The following is a 15498-nucleotide window of genomic DNA, read 5'->3' on the forward strand; positions in this document are numbered from 1 at the left end:
TCAACCCTGAGGCCGCCTGCGGGCGGCCACCGGAAAATGGAGAGGCACATGAGCGTCAACAACCCGCAAACCCGTGAATGGCAAACCCTGAGCGGCGAGCACCACCTTGCACCTTTCAGTGACTACAAGCAGCTGAAGGAGAAGGGGCCGCGCATCATCACCAAGGCGCAGGGCGTGCATTTGTGGGACAGCGAGGGGCACAAGATCCTCGACGGCATGGCCGGCCTGTGGTGTGTGGCGGTCGGCTATGGCCGCGAAGAGCTGGTGCAGGCGGCAGAAAAGCAGATGCGCGAACTGCCGTACTACAACCTGTTCTTCCAGACCGCCCACCCGCCGGCGCTGGAGCTGGCCAAGGCGATCACCGACGTGGCGCCCGAGGGCATGACCCATGTGTTCTTCACCGGTTCCGGTTCCGAGGGCAACGACACCGTGCTGCGCATGGTCCGCCACTACTGGGCGCTGAAGGGCAAACCGCACAAGCAGACCATCATCGGCCGCATCAACGGCTACCACGGCTCCACCTTTGCGGGTGCGTGCCTGGGCGGCATGAGCGGCATGCACGAGCAGGGCGGCCTGCCGATTCCGGGCATCGTGCATATCCCGCAGCCGTACTGGTTCGGCGAGGGGGGCGACATGACCCCGGACGAATTCGGCGTGTGGGCGGCCGAGCAGCTGGAGAAGAAGATTCTCGAAGTCGGCGAGGACAACGTCGCCGCCTTCATCGCCGAGCCGATCCAGGGCGCCGGCGGGGTGATCATTCCGCCTGAGACCTACTGGCCGAAGATCAAGGAGATCCTCGCCAAGTACGACATCCTGTTCGTTGCCGACGAAGTGATCTGCGGTTTCGGCCGCACCGGCGAGTGGTTCGGCTCCGACTACTACGACCTTGCGCCCGACCTGATGACCATCGCCAAGGGCCTGACCTCCGGTTACATCCCCATGGGCGGTGTGATCGTGCGTGACACAGTGGCCAAGGTGATCAGTGAAGGTGGCGACTTCAACCACGGCTTCACCTACTCCGGCCACCCGGTGGCGGCGGCGGTGGGCCTGGAAAACCTGCGCATCCTGCGTGACGAGAAGATTGTCGAGCGTGCCCGCAACGAAACGGCACCGTATTTGCAAAAACGACTGCGTGAGCTGCAGGACCACCCGCTGGTGGGCGAGGTACGCGGCCTGGGCCTGCTCGGCGCGATCGAGCTGGTCAAGGACAAGGCCACCCGCAGCCGCTACGAGGGCAAGGGCGTCGGCATGATCTGCCGCACCCACTGCTTCGAGAACGGCCTGGTGATGCGCGCGGTGGGCGACACCATGATCATCGCGCCACCGCTGGTGATCAGCCGCGAAGAGATCGACGAACTGGTGGAAAAGGCGCGCAAGTGCCTGGATCTGACCTACGAGGCGGTCAAATGACAGTCTGCTAGGCTGGCGAGGTGACATTAATGTCGTTGCAAGGCCCTGCTTCTGTTGAAACAGCGCCTTGTAACTTGCCAGACTAACGGCTGTTTAGTCGCCCAACGCGCGTCCCGTGGTACCTGGCTGCTGAACAGATGGCTTGATAATAAATTCTGGAGCATTACGCATGAAGAAATTGGGCAAGACGCTGCTGGCCGCCGCCCTGATGGGTGCCATGGCCACCGCTGTTCAGGCTGACGACAAGGTGCTGCACGTCTATAACTGGTCGGACTACATCGCCCCGGACACCGTGGCCAACTTCGAGAAGCAGACCGGCATCAAGGTGGTCTACGACGTCTTCGACAGCAACGAGACCCTCGAAGCCAAACTGTTGGCGGGCAAGTCGGGCTACGACATCGTCGTGCCGTCCAACAACTTCCTGGCCAAGCAGATCAAGGCGGGCGTCTACCAGGAACTGGACCGCTCCAAGCTGCCCAACTGGAAGAACCTCGACCCGGCGCTGCTCAAGGCCGTGGGTGATGCCAGCGACCCGGGCAACAAGTTCGCCTTCCCGTACATGTGGGGCTCCATCGGCATTGGCTACAACCCGGAGAAGGTCAAGGCCGCGCTGGGCGTGGACAAGATCGACTCGTGGGATGCCGTGTTCAAGCCCGAGAACATCGCCAAGCTCAAGAGCTGTGGCGTGAGCTTCCTCGATGCCCCGACCGAAATGCTCCCGGCCGCGCTGCACTACCTGGGCCTGCCGAGCGACAGCACCAAGAAGGAAGACCTGAAGGCAGCGGAAGACTTGTTCCTGAAGATCCGTCCTTCGATCACCTACTTCCACTCCTCCAAGTACATCTCGGACCTGGCCAACGGCAACATCTGCGTGGCCGTGGGTTACTCGGGTGACCTGGAGCAGTCCAAGGCCCGTGCCCATGAAGCCGGCGACAAGGTCAAGCTGAGCTACACCATTCCGAAGGAAGGTGCCGGTACCTTCTACGACATGGTCGCCATTCCGAAGGATGCCGAGAACGTCGAAGCCGCCTACAAGTTCATGGACTTCCTGCTGCAGCCGGAAGTGATGGCGGGCATCACCAACGCCGTGCGCTTCCCGAACGGCAACAAGGCCGCCACCCCGCTGGTGGACAAAGAGATCACCAGCGATCCGGCGATCTACCCGTCCGATGAAGTGAAGGCCAAGCTGTACGCCATCAAGGCACCGGAGAAGACCGCCCAGCGCGAGATCACCCGCAGCTGGACCAAGATCAAGTCGGGCAAGTAAGCCTGATGCAAGGCCCTCTGGGCCGGGGTTTCCCGGCCCGGAGGCAGGTAAAGGCAAATAAGTTTGCGGCATCCACGCCGTGAAGGTAAGTTGCGCGCCGGTTTTGCGTGTGCGGCCGAGTTTTTCCGCCACTTGAGGCACTGATTGTGAGGACCACCCACTTGTCTATTTCTGTTTTTCGCAAGGCCTTGATGGCTGGAGCGGGTCTGACGCTGGCTTGCAGCGTCCAAGCGGCGCCCACGGTGCACATCTACAACTGGTCCGACTACGTTGGCCCGAATACCCTCGCTGATTTCCAGAAGGAAACCGGCATCACCCCGAAATACGACGTCTTCGACAGCAACGAGACGCTGGAAGGCAAGTTGCTGGCCGGGCGCACCGGCTATGACGTGGTCGTGCCCTCCAACCATTTCCTCGGCAAGCAGATCAAGGCGGGCGCGTTCCAGAAGCTCGACCGTGATTTGCTGCCCAACTACGCGAACCTCGACCCGGCGCTGATGAAGCGTCTGGAGAAGAACGATCCGGGCAACCAGTACGCCGTCCCCTACCTGTGGGGCACCAATGGCATCGGCTACAACGTCGAGAAGGTCAAGGCGGCGCTGGGCACCGACAAGATCGACTCCTGGGCGGTGCTGTTCGAACCCGAGAACATGAAGAAGCTCAGCAAATGCGGCGTGGCCTTCCTCGACTCGGCCGACGAGATGCTCCCTGCGGTGCTCAACTACATGGGGCTGGACCCGAACAGCAGCAACCCCAAGGACTACCAGAAGGCGGAAGAGAAACTGCTGGCCGTGCGCCCGTACGTGACCTACTTCCACTCCTCGAAGTACATCACCGATCTCGCCAACGGCGACATCTGCGTGGCCGCCGGCTTCTCCGGCGACATTTTCCAGGCCAAGGCCCGCGCCATCGAGGCGAAAAAGGGCGTGAAGCTGGCCTACGCCATTCCCAAGGAAGGCGGCAACCTCTGGTTCGACGTGCTGGCGATTCCCAAGGACGCCAGCAACGTCAAGGAGGCCCACGCCTTCATCAACTATTTGCTGAAGCCTGAGGTGATCGCCCAGGTCAGTGATTACGTCGGTTACGCCAACCCGAACCCCAAGGCTGGCGACCTGATGGACCAGGCCGTGAGGACTGACGCCGCGGTTTACCCACCGCAGGAAGTGCTGGACAAGATGTTCGTCAACGCCGAGTTGCCACCCAAGGTGCAACGTTTGATGACCCGCAGCTGGACCAAGGTCAAGTCGGGCAAGTAACAATCCAGGCCCGCCAGCGCAGCGGCGGGCACATAAATCTTGTTGGGAGTTTCACTCATGGCAGTTGCCTCCGGTGCCTATAAGAAAGCCCTCGAGGGTGGCCAGCAACCCAAGCAGGTGCTGGTCAAGATCGACCGGGTCACGAAAAAATTCGACGAAACGGTAGCCGTGGACGATGTGTCCCTGGAAATCCGCAAGGGTGAGATCTTCGCCCTGCTGGGCGGCTCCGGGTCCGGCAAATCGACCTTGCTGCGCATGCTGGCCGGCTTCGAGCGTCCGACCGAAGGGCGGATCTTCCTCGATGGCGTCGACATCACCGACATGCCGCCCTACGAGCGGCCGATCAACATGATGTTCCAGTCCTACGCACTGTTCCCGCACATGACCGTGGCGCAGAACATCGCCTTCGGCCTGCAGCAGGACAAGATGCCCAAGGCCGAGATCGACGCCCGCGTGGCCGAGATGCTCAAGCTGGTGCACATGACCCAGTACGCCAAGCGCAAGCCGCACCAGCTGTCCGGTGGCCAGCGTCAGCGCGTGGCCCTGGCCCGCTCGCTGGCCAAGCGTCCGAAACTGCTGCTGCTCGACGAGCCGATGGGCGCGCTGGACAAGAAACTGCGCTCGCAGATGCAGCTGGAACTGGTGGAGATCATCGAGCGCGTGGGCGTGACCTGCGTGATGGTGACCCACGACCAGGAAGAGGCCATGACCATGGCCCAGCGCATCGCCATCATGCACCTGGGCTGGATTGCCCAGATCGGCAGCCCGATCGACGTCTATGAAACCCCGACCAGCCGTCTGGTCTGCGAGTTCATCGGCAACGTCAACCTGTTCGAGGGCGAGGTGGTCGACGACGCCGAAGGCCACGCGATCATTGCCAGCCCGGAACTGGAGCGCAAGATCTACGTCGGCCACGGCGTCACCACCTCGGTCGAGGACAAGCACATCACCTACGCCCTGCGTCCGGAGAAGCTGCTGGTCACCACCGAGCAGCCGACCTGCGAGCACAACTGGTCGCGCGGCAAGGTCCACGACATCGCCTACCTCGGCGGCCACTCGGTGTTCCACGTCGAACTGCCTGGCGGCAAGATCGTCCAGTCGTTCGTCGCCAACGCCGAGCGCCAGGGCACCCGTCCGACCTGGGATGACGAAGTCTACGTGTGGTGGGAAGACGACAGCGGCGTGGTACTGCGCTCATGAAACCACGAAAGCTCAAACGAGCCCTCCAGCGCTTGATCCCCGAAGGGCGGCACATGGTGATCGGCGTGCCGTTCATCTGGCTGTTCCTGTTCTTCATGCTGCCGTTCTTCATCGTCCTGAAGATCAGCTTCGCCGAAGCCGATGTGGCGATCCCGCCGTACACCGAGATCTACACCTATCTCGAAGGCAAGGTGCAGCTGGTGCTGAACCTGGCCAACTACGGCCTGCTCACCGAGGACGAGCTGTACATCGCGGCCTACCTCGGCTCGTTGAAGGTGGCCTTCTTCAGCACTTTGCTGTGCCTGCTGATCGGCTATCCGATGGCCTACGCCATCTCCAAGGCCAAGAAGGAGTCGCAGACCGTCCTGCTGCTGCTGATCATGATGCCAACCTGGACCGCGATCCTGATCCGCGTCTATGCCTGGATGGGCATTCTCAGCAACAACGGGCTGCTCAACAGCTTCCTGCTGTGGCTGGGCCTGATCGACCAGCCGCTGCAGATCCTCAACACCAACCTGGCGGTGTATATCGGCGTGGTCTATTCGTACCTGCCGTTCATGATCCTGCCGTTGTACGCCAACCTGGTGAAGCACGACGAGAGCCTGCTCGAAGCCGCATCGGACCTGGGTTCGAGCACTTTCAACAGCTTCTGGAAGATCACCGTGCCGCTGTCGAAGAACGGCATCATCGCCGGCTGCATGCTGGTGTTCATCCCGGTGGTGGGCGAGTTCGTGATTCCTGAACTGCTCGGCGGCCCGGAAACCCTGATGATCGGTAAAGTGCTGTGGCAGGAGTTCTTCAACAACCGCGACTGGCCGGTGGCGTCCGCCCTGGCGGTGGTGATGCTGGCGATCCTGATCGTGCCGATCCTGCTGTTCAACCGTAGCCAGGCCAAAGAGATGGAGGGCCGCGCATGAAACGCTTCAGTTTCTCCAAGCTGATGCTGGTGCTCGGCTTGCTGTTCATCTACCTGCCGATGCTGATCCTGGTGATCTACTCGTTCAACGCCTCGAAACTGGTGACGGTCTGGGGCGGCTGGTCGGTGAAGTGGTACGTCGGCCTGCTCGACAACACCCAGCTGATGGGTTCGGTGATGCGCTCGCTGGAGATCGCCTGCTACACGGCGGTCGCCGCCGTGGCGCTGGGCACCCTGGCGGCCTTTGTGCTGACCCGGGTCACCCGCTTCAAGGGCCGCACCCTGTTCGGTGGCCTGGTCACCGCGCCGCTGGTGATGCCCGAGGTGATCACCGGTCTGTCGCTGCTGCTGCTGTTCGTGGCCATGGCGCAGATGATCGGCTGGCCCCAGGAGCGTGGCATCGTCACCATCTGGATCGCTCACACCACGTTCTGCGCCGCCTATGTGGCGGTGGTGGTGTCGGCGCGCCTGCGCGAGCTGGACCTGTCCATCGAAGAGGCGGCCATGGACCTGGGCGCCAAGCCGTGGAAGGTGTTCTTCCTGATCACCATCCCGATGATCGCGCCGTCGCTGGCGGCGGGCGGCATGATGTCGTTCGCCCTGTCGCTGGATGACCTGGTGTTGGCCAGCTTCGTCTCCGGCCCGGGCTCGACCACCCTGCCGATGGAAGTGTTCTCGGCCGTGCGCCTTGGCGTGAAGCCGGAGATCAACGCCGTGGCCAGCCTGATCCTGCTGTCGGTGTCGCTGGTGACCTTCCTGGTCTGGTACTTCAGCCGCCAGGCCGAAGAGCGTCGCCGTCGGGCGATCCAGCAGGCCATCGAAGAGGGCGCCGCGGCGAACGTCTCGCAGCCGCAGGTCCGTCGTCCGGCCCAGGCCACCGCGCAGGCCTGACACCTTCGCGGGTAAACCCGCTCCCACAGGTACTGAGGTACATACCTTACCTGTGGGAGCGGGCTTGCCCGCGAATGCCCCGCCGCAATATTAAAGCCAGACCGCATCCCAATGCGGGTACTCCCTGACACTCCTGGCCAGCCCCGCCCGCAGTGGATTGGCAACGATGTACCTGGCGATATTTCGAACATCCTCCTCTTTGCGCAAAGCTCGATCCTGATAACCAGGTTGCCAGATCGGATTGCATGGCACGCCAGCCTTGCGCAAAGCGAGCCCAGAACGTGACTTGAAGCGGCGCATCAGTGTTTGCAGCGTTACTGACTTCAGTTCGATCAACCAGTGCACATGATCAGGCATCACAACCCACGCCAATGACTTGCACGCCTGTTCGCGATCGGACAAGCGCAGTTGCTGCACTATGAGCCGGGCATTGCGAAGGCTCAGAAAATGCGGCTCGCGTTGGTGTGTGATCGTGGTGAGCAGGTAAAACCGGCCAGGTTCGGAAACGCGGCCGCGTCGCAGCAGGTTGGATTGAGCCCGGATCATGTCAGTCGTCCTTGAAAATCACCTGCTCAAAAGTAGCTGTAAAGGCAGGTTTCGCAGATCGTTCATGGTTTCCAGATGTGGCAGAGATGAGGGTACATCTGTGCCGGCCTCTTCGCGGGCAAGCCCGCTCCCACAGGAAACGAGGTAAACACGACACCTGTGGGAGCGGGCCCGCGAAGAGGCCTGTCCAGCCAGCACAAGTTCCAGCCCAGTACCCTTTTCCAATCCCTGATCTACGCTAACAGTCGCATCCCACGAATCATCTGCGCGCAAGCAAGGAGCCCGAATGACGTTGACACGTCCATCGTCGGTCGTTTGCCTGGGGCTGCTGTTCATGCTTTCGGGCTGTGGCAAGGAGGAGACCGCCCCGGTATTGCCCCGGGTCGCGGTGCAACAGGTGCAGCCTACCGACTTCGCCGCCCGGGTCACCTTGACCGGTGACGTGCAGGCGCGGGTGCAGACCGACCTTTCGTTCCGCGTGGGCGGCAAGATCATCGCCCGTGGCGTCGATGTCGGCGACCACGTCAAGGCCAACCAGGTGCTGGCGCGCCTGGATCCGAAGGACCTGCAGAACAACGTCGACTCGGCCAAGGCCGAGGTGTTCGCCGAGCAGGCGCGGGTCACCCAGACCAGCGCCGCGTTCGTGCGCCAGCAGAAGCTCCTGCCCAAGGGCTACACCAGCCAGAGTGAGTACGATTCCGCCGAAGCCGCGCTGCGCAGCAGCCAGAGTGCGCTCAAGGCCGCCCAGGCGCAGCTGGCCAACGCCAATGAGCAGTTGAGCTACACGGCGCTGGTGTCCGAAGCCGACGGGGTGATCACCGCGCGCCAGGCCGAGGTTGGCCAGGTGGTGCAGGCGACCATGCCGATCTTCAGCCTGGCGGTCGATGGCGACCGTGACGCAGTGTTCAATGTCTACGAATCGCTGCTGGTGAAATCCCCCAGCGACGAGGGCGTCGTCGTCAGCCTGCTGGACAACCCGGCGATCAAGGCCGAAGGCCGGGTCCGCGAGATCACCCCGACGGTGTCCGCCGAGAGCGGCACGGTGCAGGTCAAGGTCGCGCTGCGCAACGTGCCGGCCGGCATGCAGTTGGGCTCACCGGTCACGGCCACCGGCAACACCCAGGGCCGGCCGAGCATCGAGCTGCCTTGGGCAGCCTTGACCAAGGCGCTGAAGGAACCGGCGGTGTGGGTGGTGGGCGAGGGCGACAAGGTCGAATTGCGCAAGGTCCAGGTGGCGCGCTACCTCACCGGCAAGGTGGTGATCGCTGACGGTATCAAGGGCGGCGAGACCGTGGTGGTAGGCGGTGGGCAGCTGCTGCACCCGGGCATGCAGGTCGAGAAGGTCAGCGCCAAGGATGGAGGGGCTGCACCATGAAACGTCAGTTGCTGATACTGTCGGCCAGCCTGATGCTGGGTGCCTGCGGGGGCGATGAAGCGCCGCCTGAAGCGATACGCCCAGTGCTGTCGACGCTGGTCGAGCCGCAGGTACAGTCGCAGCTGGGCCGCTTTGCTGGCGCCATCCAGGCCCGCTACGAAAGCACCCTGGGGTTTCGGGTGTCCGGACGCATTGCCCGGCGCTGGCTGGATGTCGGCGCCCGGGTAAGCCCTGGCGACACCCTGGCCACCCTCGACCCGACCGACCAGCAGAACCAGTTGCGCGCCGCCGAAGGCGACCTGGCCAAGGTCCAGGCGCAATGGATCAATGCCCAGGCCAATGCCCGCCGCCAGCAGCAGCTATACGACCGTGGTGTTGGCGCCCAGGCCCAGCTGGACATCGCCCAGACCGACCTGAAAACCACCGGCGCCGCGCTGGAACAGGCACGTTCGGCGGTCAGCCAGGCCCGCGACCAGCTCGGCTACAGCACCCTGCGCAGTGATCATGCGGCGGTGGTCACCGCCTGGCAGGCCGAGGCGGGGCAGACCGTCAGCGCCGGTCAGGCCGTGGTCACCCTGGCCCGTCCGGACGTCAAGGAGGCGGTGATCGACCTGCCGATTCCGCTCGCCGAACAGTTGAACAAGGACCTCACTTTTACCGTCGCTTCGCAGCTCGACCCGAGCATCAATACCACCGCCACGCTGCGCGAGCTCGAGCCACAGGCTGACGCCACCACCCGTACCCGTCGTGCCCGATTGACCCTGACCAGCACGCCCGATGCCTTCCACTTGGGCACCGCGGTCAGCGTCACCCTGACCTCGGCGGTGAGCCCGCGCAGCGAGTTGCCGCTGACCGCGCTGCTTGAGCGTGATGGCAAGACCCAGGTGTGGGTGGTCGATCCGCAGCAGAAAACCGTGGCCACCCGCGAGGTCGCGTTGATCGAGCGAACCGCCGACAGCATCGTCCTGGCCTCCGGCGTGCAGCCCGGCGAGCGGGTGGTGACGGCCGGTGTGAACAGCCTCAAGCCCGGCCAGAAGGTCACCTTCGACGAGGACGCGCAATGAAAGGAAGCTTCAACCTCTCGGAGTGGGCGCTGAAGCACCAGTCCTTCGTCTGGTACCTGATGTTCGTCGGTCTGCTGATGGGGATCTTCTCCTACTTCAACCTCGGCCGTGAGGAAGACCCGTCCTTCACCATCAAGACCATGGTCATCCAGACCCGTTGGCCCGGCGCCACGCAGGACGAGACCCTGTACCAGGTCACCGACCGCATCGAGAAGAAGCTCGAGGAACTGGACTCGCTCGACTACGTGAAAAGCTACACCCGCCCGGGCGAGTCCACCGTCTACGTCTACCTGCGCGACACCACCAAGGCCAAGGACATTCCCGAGATCTGGTACCAGGTGCGCAAGAAGATCCAGGATATCCGCGGGCAGTTCCCTGCGGGCATCCAGGGGCCGGGCTTCAATGACGAGTTCGGCGACGTGTTCGGCTCGATCTACGCCTTCACCGCCGACGGCCTCACGCTGCGCCAGTTGCGCGACTATGTGGAAGTGGCGCGGGCCGAAGTACGCGAAGTGCCCAACATCGGCAAGGTCGAGCTGATCGGCACACAAGATGAAGTGCTTTACCTGAAATTCTCCACCCGCAAGCTGGCTTCGCTGGGCATCGACCAGCGCCAGGCCATGCAGGCCCTGCAGCAGCAGAACGCGGTGACCCCGGCCGGGGTGATCGAGGCGGGGCCCGAGCGCATCTCGGTGCGCACCACCGGGCAGTTCGCTTCGGAGAAAGACCTGGAAACGGTGAACCTGCGCATCAACGACCGCTTCTTCCGCCTGGCCGACATCGCCGATATCGAGCGCGGCTATGTCGACCCGCCGTCGCCGATGTTCCGTTTCAATGGCCAGACCGCCATTGGCCTGGCGATCGGCATGAAGGCCGGTGCCAACATCGAGGTGTTCGGCGCGGCCCTGAAGGCGCGGATGGACAGCATCGTCCGCGACCTGCCGGTGGGCGTGGGCGTGCACAACGTGTCCGACCAGGCGGTGGTGGTCAAGCAGGCGGTCGGTGGCTTCACCAGCGCGCTGTTCGAGGCGGTGGTGATCGTGCTGGCGGTGAGCTTCGTCAGCCTGGGTATTCGCGCGGGGCTGGTGGTGGCTTGCTCGATTCCGCTGGTGCTGGCGATGGTCTTCGTATTCATGGAGTACAGCGACATCACCATGCAGCGGATCTCACTCGGTGCGCTGATCATCGCTCTGGGGCTGCTGGTGGACGACGCGATGATCACCGTCGAGGTGATGGTCACGCGCCTGGAGATGGGCGAGACCAAGGAGCAGGCGGCCACCTTCGCCTACACCTCGACTGCATTCCCCATGCTTACCGGTACGCTGGTGACGGTGGCCGGTTTTGTGCCGATCGGCCTCAACGCCAGCTCCGCCGGCGAGTACACCTACACGCTGTTCGCGGTGATCGCCGTGGCCTTGCTGGTGTCCTGGGTGGTGGCGGTGTTCTTCGCCCCCGTGCTGGGCGTGCACATTCTCAGCAGCAGCAAGCTCAAACCCCACGAGGCCGAGCCCGGGCGTGTCGGCCGGGCGTTCGAGGGCGGGCTGCTATGGTGCATGCGCCACCGCTGGTTGACCATCATCGGCACGGTGCTGCTGTTCGCCCTGTCGATCTTCAGCATGCGCTTCGTGCAGAACCAGTTCTTCCCGTCGTCGGACCGGCCGGAAATCCTCGTCGACCTCAACCTGCCGCAGAACGCCTCGATCGAGGAGACGCGCAAGGTCGTCGACCGCCTGGAGGCCAAGATCAAGGACGACCCGGACCTGGTGCGCTGGAGCACCTACATCGGCCAGGGCGCGATCCGCTTCTACCTGCCCCTCGACCAGCAATTGCAGAACCCGTACTACGCCCAGCTGGTGATCGTCAGCAAGGGCTTCGAGGAGCGCGCGGGCATGATGGAGCGCCTGCAGAAATTGCTGCACGAGGAGTTCGTCGGTGTCGGCACCAACGTCCAGTCGCTGGAGATGGGCCCGCCGGTGGGGCGGCCGATCCAGTACCGGGTCAGTGGCAAGGATATCGACCAGGTGCGCAAGCATGCGATCGACCTGGCGACCCTGCTCGACAGCAACAAGCACATCGGCGAGATGATCTACGACTGGAACGAGCCCGGTAAGGTGCTGCGCATCGAGATCGCCCAGGACAAGGCGCGCCAGCTGGGGCTGTCGTCCGAGGACGTGGCCAATGTGATGAACAGCATCGTCAGTGGCGTGCAGGTCACCCAGGTCAACGACAACATCTACCTGGTCAATGTGGTGGCCCGCGCCGAGGACAGCGAGCGCGGCTCGCCGGATACCTTGCAGAACCTGCAGATCGTCACGCCCAGCGGCACCTCGATTCCGCTGTTGGCCTTCGCCACCGTGCGCTACGAGCAAGAGCAGCCACTGGTCTGGCGTCGCGACCGCAAACCCACCATCACCATCAAGGCTTCCGTGGTCGGTGACATCCAGCCCACCGACCTGGTGGCCGAGCTCAAACCGGATATCGACGCGTTTGCCAGCAAGCTGCCGGTCGGCTACGAAGTGGCCACGGGCGGTACGGTGGAAGAGAGCGCCAAGGCCCAGGGGCCGATCGCCGCCGTGATCCCGCTGATGCTGTTCCTGATGGCGACCTTCCTGATGATCCAGCTGCACAGCGTGCAGAAGCTGTTCCTGGTAGTCAGTGTCGCGCCACTGGGGCTGATTGGCGTGGTGCTGGCGCTGGTGCCCACGGGCACGCCGATGGGCTTCGTGGCGATCCTCGGGATCCTCGCCCTGGCCGGGATCATCATCCGCAACTCGGTGATCCTGGTGACCCAGATCGACGAGTTCGAGGAGCAGGGCTATTCGCCGTGGGACGCGGTGGTGGAGGCGACCAACCACCGGCGGCGGCCGATCTTGCTGACGGCGGCGGCGGCGAGCCTGGGCATGATCCCGATCGCCCGGGAAGTGTTCTGGGGGCCGATGGCCTACGCCATGATCGGCGGCATCATCAGTGCAACGCTGCTGACGCTGCTGTTCCTGCCGGCGCTGTATGTGGCCTGGTACAAGATTCGTGAGCCCGAGGACAAAACCCCGCGACCACATTGACCCCTGTAGGAGCGGCCTTGTGCCGCGATGGGCTGCGCAGCGGCCCCAGGTTGTGGGCATCCTGCAGAATTCTCGGGGCTGCTGCGCAGCCCATCGCGGCGCAAGGCCGCTCCTACAGGGTACCTACCTAAAGTTGGTTATATAAACATTCTTAAACAGTATTTTTAAGAATATCCGCGCCTCACTAGTATTGCCTTCAAGCCAGGCGCAAATCCCCTTCAAACCTCTGCCCGGCACCCTTACTCACAGGAGAACGAGCATGAGTGCATCTCTGCGCAGCATCGACGGTCAGGACGAAGCCACCATTCTGCGTGAAATCCAGAGCGCACTGCGCGACCTGCGCTTCGGCGCGGTGGAGATCACCGTGCACAACGCCCAGGTAGTGCAGATCGAACGCAAGGAGAAGTTCCGCCTGCAGCAGCCCGGCAACAAGTCCGGCTGACACCGCATCACTTCAAAAACTAGAAAAATGCCAATCGGGAGCTTCACCATGTCCATCCGCCGTTATGCGCTTGCCGCCCTGGCCAGTGCCGTTTTTGCCGGTTCCGCGATCGCCAAGGACTACGAACTGCTGAACGTGTCCTATGACCCGACCCGCGAGCTTTACCAGCAGTACAACGCCGAGTTCATCAAGCACTGGCAAGCCGCTCACCCGGGCGACAAGGTGAAGATCCAGCAGTCCCACGGTGGTTCGGGCAAGCAGGGGCGCGCTGTCATCGACGGCCTGCGCGCCGACGTGGTGACCCTGGCCCTGGCCGGCGACATCGACGAGATCGCCAAGCTCGGCAAGACCCTGCCGGAGGACTGGCAGAAGCGCCTGCCGGACGCCAGCACGCCGTATACCTCGACCATCGTGTTCCTGGTGCGCAAGGGCAACCCGAAAGGCATCAAGGACTGGGGCGACCTGATCAAGAAGGACGTCTCGGTCATTACCCCCAACCCGAAAACCTCCGGCGGCGCCCGCTGGAACTTCCTCGCCGCCTGGGCCTACGGCCTGAAGACCGGCGGCAATGAAGACAAGGCCAAGGCCTATGTGCAGGAGCTGTTCAAGCACGTGCCAGTGCTCGATACCGGCGCCCGTGGCTCGACCATCACCTTCGTCAACAACGGCCAGGGCGATGTGCTGCTGGCCTGGGAAAACGAGGCCTTCCTGGCGTTGAAGGAAGACGGCGGCGCCGACAAGTTCGAGATCGTCGTGCCTTCGCTGTCGATCCTGGCCGAGCCACCGGTGGCGGTGGTCGACAAGAACGCCGAGAAGAAGGGCAACGAGAAGATCGCCGAGGAGTACCTCAAGCACCTGTACAGCCCGGCTGGCCAGAAGATCGCGGCGCAGAACTTCTACCGTCCGCGTGACGCCAAGGTCGCCGCCGAATTCGGCCAGCAGTTCCCGAAACTGGACCTGGTGACCATCGACAAGGACTTCGGTGGCTGGAAGACTGCGCAGCCGAAGTTCTTCAATGATGGCGGTGTGTTCGACCAGATTTATCAGGCACAGTGATCGGCAATGGAAAGAGCGGGGGCCGCTTTGCGGCCCTTTCGCGACACAAGGCCGCTCCTACAGAAAAGCGCGATCCCCTGTAGGAGCGGCCTTGTGTCGCGATGGGCTGCAAAGCAGCCCCAGGATTTCAGAAGCTAGCACCAGCCCGGGAGCCTTTCCGGGCTTCGTGCGTTCAACCAGGGACCTTTATGTCACGTCGCATTTCCCCCGTCATACCCGGCTTCGGGCTGACGCTGGGCTACACCTTGGTGTACCTCAGCCTGATCGTGCTGATACCGCTGGCCGCCATGTTCGTGCATGCCGCGCAGCTCACCTGGGAGCAGTTCTGGAACATCATCAGCGCGCCACGGGTGCTGGCCGCGCTGAAACTGAGTTTCGGCACCGCCCTGTTCGCCGCCATCATCAACGGTGTGATCGGCACCCTGCTGGCCTGGGTGCTGGTGCGCTACACCTTCCCAGGGCGCAAGATCATCGACGCGATGATCGACCTGCCGTTCGCCCTGCCCACCGCCGTCGCCGGTATCGCCCTGACCGCCCTGTACGCCCCGGCGGGCTGGGTCGGCCAGTTCGCCACCGACCTCGGTTTCAAGATCGCCTACACCCCCCTGGGCATCACCCTGGCGCTGACCTTCGTCACCCTGCCGTTCGTGGTGCGCACGGTGCAGCCGGTGCTGGCCGACATCCCGCGTGAAGTCGAGGAAGCCGCCGCCTGCCTGGGCGCGAAGCCCTTGCAGGTGTTCCGCCACGTGCTGGCACCGGCGCTGCTGCCGGCGTGGCTGACCGGCTTCGCCCTGGCCTTCGCCCGGGGCGTGGGCGAGTACGGTTCGGTGATCTTCATCGCCGGCAACATGCCGATGAAGACCGAGATCCTGCCGCTGCTGATCATGGTCAAGCTCGACCAGTACGACTACACCGGCGCCACCGCCATCGGCGTGCTGATGCTGGTGGTTTCCTTCATCCTGCTGCTGCTGATCAACCTGCTGCAGCGGCGCATCGAAACCCCTTGAAGGAGG

The 15498-nt window shown here is 63.3% G+C and carries 13 protein-coding genes; 12 read left to right on the forward strand and 1 reads right to left on the reverse strand.

Features of this window, described 5'->3' with window-relative positions; genetic code table 11:
- Window positions 1–48: 48 nt before the first annotated feature.
- The 6 genes from V0R62_RS05510 to V0R62_RS05535 all read left to right on the forward strand — a co-directional run bounded on the left by V0R62_RS05510 (window position 49) and on the right by V0R62_RS05535 (window position 6940).
- Window positions 49–1410 carry an aspartate aminotransferase family protein gene (locus V0R62_RS05510; protein WP_198743501.1) on the forward strand — a complete coding sequence of 454 codons (1362 nt, stop codon included), beginning with the start codon at window positions 49–51 and terminating at the stop codon, window positions 1408–1410.
- Between the two features lie 169 nt (window positions 1411–1579).
- Window positions 1580–2677, forward strand: a complete 1098-nt coding sequence (locus tag V0R62_RS05515; RefSeq protein WP_330103023.1) for a polyamine ABC transporter substrate-binding protein — start codon at window positions 1580–1582, stop codon at window positions 2675–2677.
- 161 nt (window positions 2678–2838) lie between these two features.
- Window positions 2839–3933, forward strand: coding sequence for a polyamine ABC transporter substrate-binding protein (locus V0R62_RS05520; RefSeq protein ID WP_084941113.1), 1095 nt, complete (start codon window positions 2839–2841; stop codon window positions 3931–3933).
- A gap of 57 nt (window positions 3934–3990) precedes the next feature.
- Window positions 3991–5133 (forward strand): polyamine ABC transporter ATP-binding protein, encoded by a 1143-nt coding sequence (gene potA / locus V0R62_RS05525; RefSeq protein ID WP_011536272.1) that lies wholly within the window; start codon window positions 3991–3993, stop codon window positions 5131–5133.
- 35 nt (window positions 5134–5168) lie between these two features.
- Window positions 5169–6050 (forward strand): ABC transporter permease subunit, encoded by an 882-nt coding sequence (locus V0R62_RS05530; RefSeq protein ID WP_177330865.1) that lies wholly within the window; start codon window positions 5169–5171, stop codon window positions 6048–6050.
- The gene (locus V0R62_RS05535; protein WP_028688537.1) at window positions 6047–6940 is read left to right on the forward strand and encodes an ABC transporter permease subunit; all 894 of its coding nucleotides are present in this window, start codon (window positions 6047–6049) and stop codon (window positions 6938–6940) included. Before V0R62_RS05530 ends, V0R62_RS05535 begins: the two co-directional genes overlap by 4 nt.
- 90 nt (window positions 6941–7030) lie before the next feature.
- Here V0R62_RS05535 and V0R62_RS05540 read toward each other — a convergent pair whose 3' ends face one another.
- Window positions 7031–7486, reverse strand: coding sequence for an REP-associated tyrosine transposase (locus V0R62_RS05540; protein ID WP_330103024.1), 456 nt, complete (start codon window positions 7484–7486; stop codon window positions 7031–7033).
- A 286-nt stretch (window positions 7487–7772) separates the two neighbouring features.
- Here V0R62_RS05540 and V0R62_RS05545 point away from each other — a divergent pair, with 286 nt between their 5' ends.
- From V0R62_RS05545 to cysT, 6 genes are all read left to right on the forward strand, one after another.
- Window positions 7773–8861, forward strand: a complete 1089-nt coding sequence (locus tag V0R62_RS05545) for an efflux RND transporter periplasmic adaptor subunit (protein WP_330103025.1) — start codon at window positions 7773–7775, stop codon at window positions 8859–8861.
- On the forward strand, window positions 8858–9925 hold the full coding sequence (locus V0R62_RS05550; protein WP_084941121.1) for an efflux RND transporter periplasmic adaptor subunit: 1068 nt from the start codon (window positions 8858–8860) through the stop codon (window positions 9923–9925). The genes V0R62_RS05545 and V0R62_RS05550 overlap by 4 nt, the downstream gene beginning before the upstream one ends.
- Window positions 9922–12987, forward strand: a complete 3066-nt coding sequence (locus V0R62_RS05555) for an efflux RND transporter permease subunit (protein ID WP_330103026.1) — start codon at window positions 9922–9924, stop codon at window positions 12985–12987. The genes V0R62_RS05550 and V0R62_RS05555 overlap by 4 nt, the downstream gene beginning before the upstream one ends.
- Window positions 12988–13246: 259 nt before the next feature.
- Window positions 13247–13429 (forward strand): sulfur starvation response protein OscA, encoded by a 183-nt coding sequence (gene oscA, locus V0R62_RS05560; protein ID WP_016489716.1) that lies wholly within the window; start codon window positions 13247–13249, stop codon window positions 13427–13429.
- Between the two features lie 48 nt (window positions 13430–13477).
- Window positions 13478–14485 (forward strand): sulfate ABC transporter substrate-binding protein, encoded by a 1008-nt coding sequence (locus V0R62_RS05565; protein WP_330103027.1) that lies wholly within the window; start codon window positions 13478–13480, stop codon window positions 14483–14485.
- 188 nt (window positions 14486–14673) lie between these two features.
- Entirely contained in the window at window positions 14674–15492 is an 819-nt protein-coding gene (gene cysT / locus V0R62_RS05570) for a sulfate ABC transporter permease subunit CysT (protein WP_051098159.1), read from the forward strand.
- Window positions 15493–15498 lie beyond the last annotated feature (6 nt).

Origin of the sequence: Pseudomonas carassii (genome assembly GCF_036324045.1) — a bacterium.
In the GTDB taxonomy this organism is placed as follows: domain Bacteria; phylum Pseudomonadota; class Gammaproteobacteria; order Pseudomonadales; family Pseudomonadaceae; genus Aquipseudomonas; species Aquipseudomonas peradeniyensis.

Bases quoted from the DNA above. Each gene is read 5' to 3' on its own strand.
- oscA (WP_016489716.1), top strand. From the start codon at position 13,247: ATGAGTGCATCTCTGCGCAGCATCGACGGTCAGGACGAAGCCACCATT.
- V0R62_RS05515 (WP_330103023.1), top strand. From the start codon at position 1,580: ATGAAGAAATTGGGCAAGACGCTGCTGGCCGCCGCCCTGATGGGTGCC.
- V0R62_RS05565 (WP_330103027.1), top strand. From the start codon at position 13,478: ATGTCCATCCGCCGTTATGCGCTTGCCGCCCTGGCCAGTGCCGTTTTT.
- V0R62_RS05535 (WP_028688537.1), top strand. From the start codon at position 6,047: ATGAAACGCTTCAGTTTCTCCAAGCTGATGCTGGTGCTCGGCTTGCTG.
- V0R62_RS05550 (WP_084941121.1), top strand. From the start codon at position 8,858: ATGAAACGTCAGTTGCTGATACTGTCGGCCAGCCTGATGCTGGGTGCC.
- V0R62_RS05540 (WP_330103024.1), bottom strand. From the start codon at position 7,486: ATGATCCGGGCTCAATCCAACCTGCTGCGACGCGGCCGCGTTTCCGAA.
- V0R62_RS05510 (WP_198743501.1), top strand. From the start codon at position 49: ATGAGCGTCAACAACCCGCAAACCCGTGAATGGCAAACCCTGAGCGGC.
- cysT (WP_051098159.1), top strand. From the start codon at position 14,674: ATGTCACGTCGCATTTCCCCCGTCATACCCGGCTTCGGGCTGACGCTG.
- V0R62_RS05545 (WP_330103025.1), top strand. From the start codon at position 7,773: ATGACGTTGACACGTCCATCGTCGGTCGTTTGCCTGGGGCTGCTGTTC.
- potA (WP_011536272.1), top strand. From the start codon at position 3,991: ATGGCAGTTGCCTCCGGTGCCTATAAGAAAGCCCTCGAGGGTGGCCAG.
- V0R62_RS05555 (WP_330103026.1), top strand. From the start codon at position 9,922: ATGAAAGGAAGCTTCAACCTCTCGGAGTGGGCGCTGAAGCACCAGTCC.